Origin of the sequence: Leuconostoc sp. LN180020, assembly GCF_014844115.1 — a bacterium.
GTDB classification, from domain to species: Bacteria; Bacillota; Bacilli; order Lactobacillales; family Lactobacillaceae; genus Leuconostoc; species Leuconostoc citreum.
On sequence record NZ_CP039736.1, the window covers coordinates 597595 to 607500 of the forward strand.

8 protein-coding genes and 1 rRNA gene (1 of these 9 only partly in view) are annotated in these 9906 nt (G+C 41.9%); 8 read left to right on the plus strand and 1 reads right to left on the minus strand.

The genetic code is table 11. The features are described 5' to 3' along the window. Positions 1-58: 58 nt before the first annotated feature. The 4 genes from FAZ25_RS03060 to asp3 all read left to right on the plus strand — a co-directional run bounded on the left by FAZ25_RS03060 (position 59) and on the right by asp3 (position 4844). On the plus strand, positions 59-691 hold the full coding sequence (locus FAZ25_RS03060; protein ID WP_048801882.1) for an N-acetyltransferase: 633 nt from the start codon (positions 59-61) through the stop codon (positions 689-691). A 103-nt stretch (positions 692-794) separates the two neighbouring features. Then, positions 795-2279, plus strand: coding sequence for an accessory Sec system protein Asp1 (gene asp1, locus FAZ25_RS03065; RefSeq protein ID WP_048801883.1), 1485 nt, complete (start codon positions 795-797; stop codon positions 2277-2279). A gap of 3 nt (positions 2280-2282) precedes the next feature. Beyond that, the gene (gene asp2, locus FAZ25_RS03070; protein ID WP_040190703.1) at positions 2283-3809 is read left to right on the plus strand and encodes an accessory Sec system protein Asp2; all 1527 of its coding nucleotides are present in this window, start codon (positions 2283-2285) and stop codon (positions 3807-3809) included. Between the two features lie 3 nt (positions 3810-3812). Next, positions 3813-4844 (plus strand): accessory Sec system protein Asp3, encoded by a 1032-nt coding sequence (gene asp3, locus FAZ25_RS03075; protein ID WP_048801884.1) that lies wholly within the window; start codon positions 3813-3815, stop codon positions 4842-4844. A 15-nt stretch (positions 4845-4859) separates the two neighbouring features. Here asp3 and FAZ25_RS03080 read toward each other — a convergent pair whose 3' ends face one another. Then, positions 4860-5234: a PaaI family thioesterase gene (locus FAZ25_RS03080; protein ID WP_040190701.1), complete on the minus strand. Its 375-nt coding sequence runs from the start codon at positions 5232-5234 to the stop codon at positions 4860-4862. 40 nt (positions 5235-5274) lie between these two features. Between FAZ25_RS03080 and menB the strand changes: the two genes are divergently transcribed. The 4 genes from menB to FAZ25_RS03100 form a co-directional block, all read left to right on the plus strand. Beyond that, positions 5275-6108, plus strand: coding sequence for a 1,4-dihydroxy-2-naphthoyl-CoA synthase (gene menB / locus FAZ25_RS03085; RefSeq protein WP_004903637.1), 834 nt, complete (start codon positions 5275-5277; stop codon positions 6106-6108). Positions 6109-6207: 99 nt separating this feature from the next. After that, complete coding sequence (locus FAZ25_RS03090; RefSeq protein WP_004909553.1) at positions 6208-6999, plus strand: carbon-nitrogen family hydrolase; 792 nt, start codon at positions 6208-6210, stop codon at positions 6997-6999. Between the two features lie 10 nt (positions 7000-7009). Further along, positions 7010-8188, plus strand: a complete 1179-nt coding sequence (locus FAZ25_RS03095; protein ID WP_040190700.1) for a pyridoxal phosphate-dependent aminotransferase — start codon at positions 7010-7012, stop codon at positions 8186-8188. A 546-nt stretch (positions 8189-8734) separates the two neighbouring features. Then, a 16S ribosomal RNA gene (locus FAZ25_RS03100) occupies positions 8735-9906 on the plus strand (it continues 378 nt past the right edge of the window).

A 9906-nucleotide genomic window follows, 5' to 3' on the forward strand; every position in this document is an offset into this window, starting at 1 on the left:
TCAAATATAACGTTAAACTTGTGATAATCTAATAAATTCAATTATAAAGGGGTGACACATGAACTTTCGATTAGCTGTACAACCTGAAGTAAAATACTTGTCCCAATTAGTAGCAGATGCGTTTAAAGATTATGACCTGTATCAACAAACAATTGGTCAGACATTTAAACAAGCGGCAGATTTTCATCAGTTTTTAAAACGATTACACGATGTGCATTTAGCGGCAAGTATTGCAAAAAATAAAGTTTTTGTTTTAGAGGACGGGCAACAAATTTTGTCGGTTGTAGTGCTAGATAACGAGCGCATGCCGTCGGCCAATATGTGGCAATATATTCAAGCAGGTGGCTGGCAATTGGTGCCATACTTTATAGGCAATCAACTTGGTAAATTTTTAACGATGTTAGATAAAGCAGAAAAATTGCCACAACAAAAGCCACAAACAAATTGGCATGTGAATTTGTTGGCCGTAAATCCAGTACATCAAGGCCAAAAAATTGGCTCACGTACTTTGGAAGCATTTGTCATACCATATGCTAAAGCACATGGTGCTAAAACGTTATCATTAATTACCAATACACCACGAAATGTTAGTTTCTATCAAAAAAATCAATTTCAAGTAGTAGATGAGCGCATGCTGTATTTTAATGGCAGTCAAGTTAGCAATTGGTCATTGGTGCGAACCCTCACTTAAAAGGTTACAGGATATCGGTAAAAGTCATCCGTCGTATTTGGTATAATAGTAAGCAATAATGGTAGCTTATTTAAGCAGGTACCCTATTCGTGAGAGGTGAACGATGACATTGCATATTATTCCTGATTGGCACGCTTATCAGAGGCGTTTGCCAGAATTCAACGACACAGTTCATCAAGTGCAGCTTTTTCTGTCACAAGGACAAGCAGTCGCATTAGTTGTAGTTGACTATTTACCAAATCTACGACAGATTCTTTTTCATGGCCAAATTGAATCTGCCCAAATATGGTCTGCCTATGATGTGTTGCAACGCGTTCAATTGAAGTATGATAGTCCGATAGCCTTGATGGATATTGATTGGCCAGATGCCGCTGAATTTATTGAGATGTCTGATCGTGTCGTTGTTCGTGTCGCAAAAAAGCACTATGCAACGGTGTGGCTTGATCAAGTCGCGCATGCCCGTTACGATCGCATTGATTTGTTTGAGGCGGGTGAACGCGTGCAAGAATTAATCCTCGATGATCGTGGTTTTATTTCGTGTGCAACAACGCTTGATAATCATGGCCAGGCAACGAGGCGAGATTACTTAACGCCCAGCGGCGCGGTTGCCGTCCAAGAAGATTGTCTGACAGGAGCAGTCACAACCCAACAATCTTGGACACCCCAAACGACTTTTAAAAATATGGCTGAACTAATTGCTGAAGTAGTAGCTTATCACGTTCATGATTTGCCTGATGAAGATACTTTGATCATAGCACAAAGTCAAACAGCTATCTTTTTAGTGAATAAAGTTGCCCCTAAACAGGCGATTATTTTAAGTTACCAAACTCAACGTACAGTACCGCAGTTAGAACAAGAACTATTGCTCCAGATTTCTGGTACAGTTGATTTTGCAGTCGTTGATACCCAGCAACAGTTTGAGACTATCAATTCACAATTTGATGAGCAGACAGCAGTCGCAGTTATTCCGCCTTATGCAACGACGGCCTTACCTGTCCAAACACCAGCGCCAATTATCACAGTATACTGGTATGCACCTGAAATAGATAATGAAGTGTTTGATGCTATGCGTGCCTTAATGTTAGCCTATCCAAAATGGTTACTCTTAATTGAGACAACACAGGATCATCGCGCGTTTGATGACCTGATTCTCTTGGATAGCCAACAAGCTGTTAATGTGCACGGTCTAGTTGATGAACACAGCCAAAAAGCCCATCAAGCACGATATCAGTTTTTATCACAACAAGATGAAGCTAGTCGGTTACGTTATCTCAGCAATGCACGCCTGTTAATGGACTTAACACCAGCGCCAGAACAGTTTCTACAAACAGCGGCTATTAGTCATGGTGTGCCACAAATTAATCGTATCGAAACACCGTACGTGAAGCCAAATCAGAATGGTCAAATCATTCACAAGTCAGATCAGTTGCAAGAAATACTAGTATCTTATTTAACAGGGCGGTACAATCAGCAGGCTGTTAGAGAAACCTCTCAGGCGATAGGGGCTAATTATCAAGACGACATGTTGTGGATTAAGTGGCAGCAAGTTTTTAATCAGATTAAGCAACGAAAGGCATCAGGTAAATGAGCCATGGCAGATATTTCAGTGCTACAAATTGGTGCAACCGATTGGACGCCAAAGATTAATCACAATCATATAGACTGGCATTATACGGCAGTATTAGATTTACCAACCTTTTTGGCACAACAACGTGACCCGTATGTGCTAGAGCAAACTTATGTCTTACTTACCGATAATATATTAGATAGTACGTTATTATCTAGCCAGATTAGCGAATGGCCGGCATATAGAACACTTTATTTTGCCGAAGACATCACAGATGATTTTCAACATATCTTAGATGAACGACGCGCTTTTCATTTGCCAGAAAAAGCGCCGGAAGCCATCATTTCGCGTATTCTAACTGACTTACAGCTTAGGCAAGTTGGTTTTCAAACGCGCTTTAGTGAAACACAATTTATCCCACTGCCGCCTAACAATACGCATTTTAAGCGAGAGGGCCGTTTTTCAGCACAATTTAATGGTGATTTTGGCACAAAATGGCAACAAATTGGCCAATTAAAAACGTATGCAACTGACTTTGCAATAGCAAAAGCTCATGACGTTTGGCTCGATTATGAACAAAGCGGAACTGTAGAAGTCCAACTTGAATTTGTTTTCTTTAATCAAGGCAAGATACAAACGACACAAACAATTTCAGGGGATGCGTTACGCCGTTTGAACACAATTGGGGATGTATCAGATTATCAAGATTATCAAGTGTTAGTTTATGCACGTGGTAATGGCGGACTGGACTTACATGTATTGCATCAACGTCAGAGTAGGCATGGCTTTGGGTTGCTGTTACCTGGTGATCATTGGGAACTGACAGAAGAGAACGAAGAAATTATGAGTTACTTCAATCCTGGTGATCGCAAAGGCCCCCTGATTGTTAATTTCTCAGGCTTGCGTTTGCATGTGGATGGCTTTGAGATGTTAGGACCAATGCGAGAACTAGGCACACCGTTTTTGTTATTTACTGACACAAGAACTCAAGGTGGTGCGTTTGAAATTGGTACAAAACATTATGAAGAGAGAGTCGTTGAAATTATCCATCAAGCTATGGCGGCGTTGCACCTATCTGCTCAAGAGGTTATTTTGACAGGTTATTCCATGGGGAGTTTGCCAGCAATATACTATGCTGCTGACATTAAACCTGGTGCAATCGTTATTGCTAAACCGATTATCAATATTGGCACCATGACCGCCAATCCAGAGTTTCCTAGGGAATTTAATCAAGATTGGACGTTAGATTTGCGTCGCTATTTAGCTGGGCGGATGGCCCTAGATGATACTGAAGCGCTAAATCAAATTCTTTGGGAACACATACAAAATGTCGACTGGTCAAAAATTCCAGTGTCATTATTTACGATGTCACAAGATGAATATGATGGACAAAGCTTACAGCAGTTATTAACCTTTTGGGCTACACGTGATGTGGCACTAACACATGTTATTGCCGAAGGACCGCATACAGCAAAAATACCTGAGATGGTTGCATTTATAACGGCAGAACTCACTAAGCTACGTGATGATTTACGGCAGGAGGCAAACTAATAGATGCAATATCAAGTTTATTGGACGCCGCAAACACAATTGCTGGAATTACAAGGCGCTACGGTTGATTTTCGTGCACGTGATGATGTTTATTATGAAAATTACTTTTTGCCTAGTGGTCGCACAATTGTTTCTTGGCAATCACAACATAGCAGTCAAAATCAACGGCTTGCAGATTTACCACAGTTATTGCGTGGTGAGACCTACGCATTTATTAAGCACATCGATAATAGTGAGCGTATGTTTGCTTATTTGACGGTGACATTTTATGATGATCAGTATCAAACCTTGATGACAACAAGTCAAAATAAAGATGAAGTGGTAATCAAAGTCCCAAATAACTATGCTTTCTACACCATTGACTTGGTGTCGGCTGGTGTTGGTAGTTTTATTTTCCACAATATTGCCATTCGACCACAAAAAAAGGGCATTTTACGTGATGATGACCAAAGGATAGCGCCAAATCTTTATAGTTATATTGAAATACCAGCAAAAATCACGTCAAAAACATTGCGTGTCATTTTCTCTGAGCCGGAAGATCAGGTCACTGATTATATGTCTGATTGGGTGAAAGAAACACAGCAAGCGGTACAATATATTGCTAGTAGTGCTATCAATGCACGTTATTATCGACAAGATGAGCAAGCAGTGACAATGGCTATTAAACAAGCACGTAAACAAGTACATGCACGACGCGTCGAATTTATTGGTTATGGGCCGATATCTAGTTACGCCGCATTGTATTATCAAAGTCAATTTAAGGGGAGTTTGGCAACAATCAGTGAGGATGTTAATTTAGTACCAGCACCAGATTTGCGACTTGAACGTGCAGTCACTGGTGTGAATTATTTAAGTAACCCAATTGCACCAAACTACACGTTGGCGGTTCAGGTAATCAGACCTAAGTATGAGCGACTGGATATGCTAACGTACGAGACACCGACACCGGAAGAAGTACGATTGCAAGCCGCTTATGATGCAGCTCATCCCAAGAAAAATGCGGTTGCGCGTTTTTTTACGGCAAATAAAAAATAACACGTAGAATTCGTGTTATTTGTTGTTTTTTTGACACTTAATTGTGACGGTACTAAAGCTTGTTACTATATTGGCTGTTTGCTCGTGTATCGTGACTGACCAAACTTGTATGCTATGACCGATATTGATAGGTTCTGCAGTAGCGATAAGATGGCCGGCAGACACGGCTTTGAGATGGTGTGTTTGAATATCTACGCCAACAGGAATATATTCTGGTGGTAAAGTTGCTTTGGCTCCCAAAGAAGCTGCTGTTTCTGCTAGGAGTGCATTGACACCACCATGTACGATGCCGTATGGTTGCATAAGTTTATCTGAAACAGATACTGAGACAATGGTTTTTTCTGCTGATATTAATGTGGTTTTTAGACCCAAAAGTTCTATAATATTCATAGGACAAAAATCCCCTTTCTGAAATGGAGTATAACATATTATGACAACATGGCACGCTATCAAAGCGTACAACGAAATTTTATTTGAAGTCAATGCTGATGGCCAGAATCCTGGCAAAATTGCTAAAATCACGATGAACGATGTCGCAACGCACAATGCATTTACCCCTGGTATGGTTGCTGAAATGATTGATGCATTCACTATATCACGAGATGACGCCCATATCGGGGTTATTATTTTAACAGGTGCTGGAGACCAAGCATTCTCATCTGGCGGTAATCAGAAAGTACGTGGGAATGGTGGTTATGTTGGTGCCGATGGCATTCCACGTTTAAATGTTTTGGATCTACAACGCTTAATGCGTGTCATCCCTAAACCAATAATCGCCATGGTTAAAGGCTGGTCAATTGGTGGTGGCAACATCCTGCAATTAGTTGCTGATTTAACAATTGCCGCTGATAATGCTAAATTTGGGCAAACAGGACCAAAAGTTGGTTCATTCGATGCAGGTTATGGTTCGGGTTATTTGGCTCGTGTCGTTGGACATAAGCGTGCAAAAGAAGTCTGGTTCTTGAATCACGTGTACAGTGCTGACGAAGCTTATCAAATGAATTGGATTAACAAAGTTGTCCCATTGGCCGAAGTTGAAACAGCAACAATAGCTTGGGCTGATGAAATGTTAACCAAATCACCGACAGCGTTGCGCTTTATTAAGGCAGCCATGAATGCCGATACAGACGGGCTAGCTGGGTTACAACAATTTGCCGGTGATGCAACGATGCTTTATTACACAACTGACGAAGCAAAAGAGGGGCGCGATTCGTTCAAAGAAAAGCGACAACCTGATTTTGACCAGTTTCCAAAATTCCCTTAAACGCCAGTAGGCGTTTTTTATTTTAAAATGAGTTTAAGATGATAAAATATTGACAAAAAATCTCATTTGTTGCAAAATAGCTCATAAGGAGTGTGTGCTATGAAATTGACAGTGGCGATTGCTCAGATAGATATTGCTTTAGCTCAGCCAGACATTAATCAGTTGACAGTGGCGCAGTACGCACAAAAGGCCGGAGAAGCTGGTGTGGATGTTTTGATTTATCCAGAAATGTGGCGTACCGGTTATGCCTTAGAACAACTTGTTAACTTAGCAGACGAAGAGGGTGTCAAAACGCAAGACTTGTTAAGCCAATTAGCACGCCAATATCATATCAACATTATTGGTGGCTCTGTTGCCACACGTCAGCAAGATGCGTTTTATAACACAATGTTTGTCTACGATAAAAATGGGCATCAGGTATCAACCTATAATAAGTTACATCTTTTTGGTTTAATGGCGGAGGAAAAATTTATTTCAGCCGGACGTACTACTAATGTCTTCACCTTGGCTGGTATCCCATCTGCAGGTGCGATTTGTTATGATATCCGCTTTCCAGAATGGCTGCGAACAATGATGGCAGTTGGCCCACAAGAAATACTGTATATCGTGGCTGAATGGCCTATTCAACGCATTGCGCAATGGCAAATTTTGCTGCAGGCACGTGCCATTGAAAACCAAGCATTTGTTATTGCAGCAAACCGTGTCGGGCATGATGATGACAATATTTTTGGCGGTCGTTCATTAATCATCGATCCCTTAGGCCATATTGTTGGGCAAGCATCCGATACGCAAGAAGCATTGTTAATTCGTACCATTGATATTAGTCAAGAACAGGCAATTCGTGGCGAAATACCTGTGTTCAATGATCGCCGACCAACGTTATATCATTAGGAGAACAAGCATGCATTTTTCAGAGTCAAATTTATTAAAACAACTACCAGAACAGTTTTTTGCGTCGCTTGTTGCCAAAGTTAATACTAAGGTTGCAGCGGGTGAAGATGTTATCAATTTAGGGCAAGGCAATCCGGATATGCCAACACCCGATTATATTGTTAAAGCGATGCAAGAGGCAACAGGGCGATCAGCTGACCATAAATACTCACCGTTCCGTGGTGAAATGCGCTTTAAAGAAGCAATTGCAGATTTTTATCGTACTGAATATGGTGTCACACTGGATCCAAATAGCGAAGTAGCTATTTTAGCAGGTAGTAAGATTGGTTTAGTAGAACTACCCTTGGCTTTAATGAATCCAGGCGAAACATTGCTATTACCAAACCCAGGTTATCCTGATTACTTATCAGGCGCTGTGTTAGGTCAGGTCAATGTGACGCGTATACCGCTTAAAGAAGCTAACGATTTTTTGATTGATTATCAAGCCATTCCCAATGATGTTTCTCAACAGGCAAAATTCTTATATATGAATTACCCCAATAATCCAACTGGGGCAGTCGCTACAGCACAATTTTATAAAGATACAGTTGCTTTTGCTGAGGAACATCAAGTCGGTATTGTGTCCGACTTTGCTTATGGGGCAATTGGCTTTGATGGTAACCAGCCACTGTCATTTTTACAAACAGCAGGCGCCAAAAGTGTCGGTATTGAGACCTATACTTTTTCCAAGACGTTCAATATGGCTGGTTGGCGTGTTGGTTTTGCAGTTGGCAATGCTGATATGATTGCTGCGCTCAACTTGATTCAAGACCATCTGTTTGTTTCTATTTTTCCAGCAATTCAGGATGCGGCGATTGCGGCATTAGCTCAGCGTAAGCAACGGACAGATGCCGTAGGACAATTACAGGCAGTTTATGAATCACGTCGAAACGCATTCATTAATGCTGTACGTAGCTTTAATTGGGAGCCGTATGTACCAAAAGGGGCGTTCTATGTTTTGATGCCGGTACCGAAAGGATATACATCGGCACAATTTGCTGAGTTGTTATTGAATCGAGCGAGTGTTGCTGTAGCAGATGCTTCTGGATTTGGGGATGCCGGTGAAGGTTATGTCCGTGTTGGGTTAACTATTACCGAAGACAGATTAGTCGAAGCAGCAAATCGCATTAAGGCACTTAATTTATTTTGAGAATAAAAAAGAACGTTGTGCGCTTTTTTGCTAAATTCACAGGCAGAAAGCGAACGAGGCAAGGGAAAATCAAGAGGATAAGGAAGATAAAACGAAGAGTAAAAACAAAGTAAAGGAAGTAGTTGACGAGGGGGGAAAAGGTTGGTATATTAGTATATGTTCTTAAGAGCGAAAGAGAGCAACGGTGTGAGCGAGTGAAAAAGAACGCGAGCAAGTAGTTGACAAAGCGAGAAGAATAAAGTATAGTAATAAAGTTGTCAAAAAGCGAAAGCGACGCGAGCGAAAGTAAGCGACGAAATAAAGTGTTGACAACGGCAGCGAAAGCTGATAAGATAATATAGTTGTCTCAGCGACAACAAGTAGCACATTGAAAACTGAACAAAACTTTGAACAAACGAATCTGTGACTAGTTATTAGCAGTAATAACAAAAACAAATTTGCGAAGTCAATTCGTAACAAACAATAAACGGATAGTCGTTATAGAGATATAGCAATTAGTCAGTTTAATCGAAGAGTACATCTTCAAACAATGAATTTAAATTCATTTAAATTGAGAGTTTGATCCTGGCTCAGGATGAACGCTGGCGGCGTGCCTAATACATGCAAGTCGAACGCGCAGCGAGAGGTGCTTGCACCTTTCAAGCGAGTGGCGAACGGGTGAGTAACACGTGGATAACCTGCCTCAAGGCTGGGGATAACATTTGGAAACAGATGCTAATACCGAATAAAACTTAGTATCGCATGATATCAAGTTAAAAGGCGCTACGGCGTCACCTAGAGATGGATCCGCGGTGCATTAGTTAGTTGGTGGGGTAAAGGCTTACCAAGACGATGATGCATAGCCGAGTTGAGAGACTGATCGGCCACATTGGGACTGAGACACGGCCCAAACTCCTACGGGAGGCTGCAGTAGGGAATCTTCCACAATGGGCGCAAGCCTGATGGAGCAACGCCGCGTGTGTGATGAAGGCTTTCGGGTCGTAAAGCACTGTTGTATGGGAAGAAATGCTAAAATAGGGAATGATTTTAGTTTGACGGTACCATACCAGAAAGGGACGGCTAAATACGTGCCAGCAGCCGCGGTAATACGTATGTCCCGAGCGTTATCCGGATTTATTGGGCGTAAAGCGAGCGCAGACGGTTGATTAAGTCTGATGTGAAAGCCCGGAGCTCAACTCCGGAATGGCATTGGAAACTGGTTAACTTGAGTGTTGTAGAGGTAAGTGGAACTCCATGTGTAGCGGTGGAATGCGTAGATATATGGAAGAACACCAGTGGCGAAGGCGGCTTACTGGACAACAACTGACGTTGAGGCTCGAAAGTGTGGGTAGCAAACAGGATTAGATACCCTGGTAGTCCACACCGTAAACGATGAATACTAGGTGTTAGGAGGTTTCCGCCTCTTAGTGCCGAAGCTAACGCATTAAGTATTCCGCCTGGGGAGTACGACCGCAAGGTTGAAACTCAAAGGAATTGACGGGGACCCGCACAAGCGGTGGAGCATGTGGTTTAATTCGAAGCAACGCGAAGAACCTTACCAGGTCTTGACATCCTTTGAAGCTTTTAGAGATAGAAGTGTTCTCTTCGGAGACAAAGTGACAGGTGGTGCATGGTCGTCGTCAGCTCGTGTCGTGAGATGTTGGGTTAAGTCCCGCAACGAGCGCAACCCTTATTGTTAGTTGCCAGCATTCAGTTGGGCACTCTAGCGAGACTGCCGG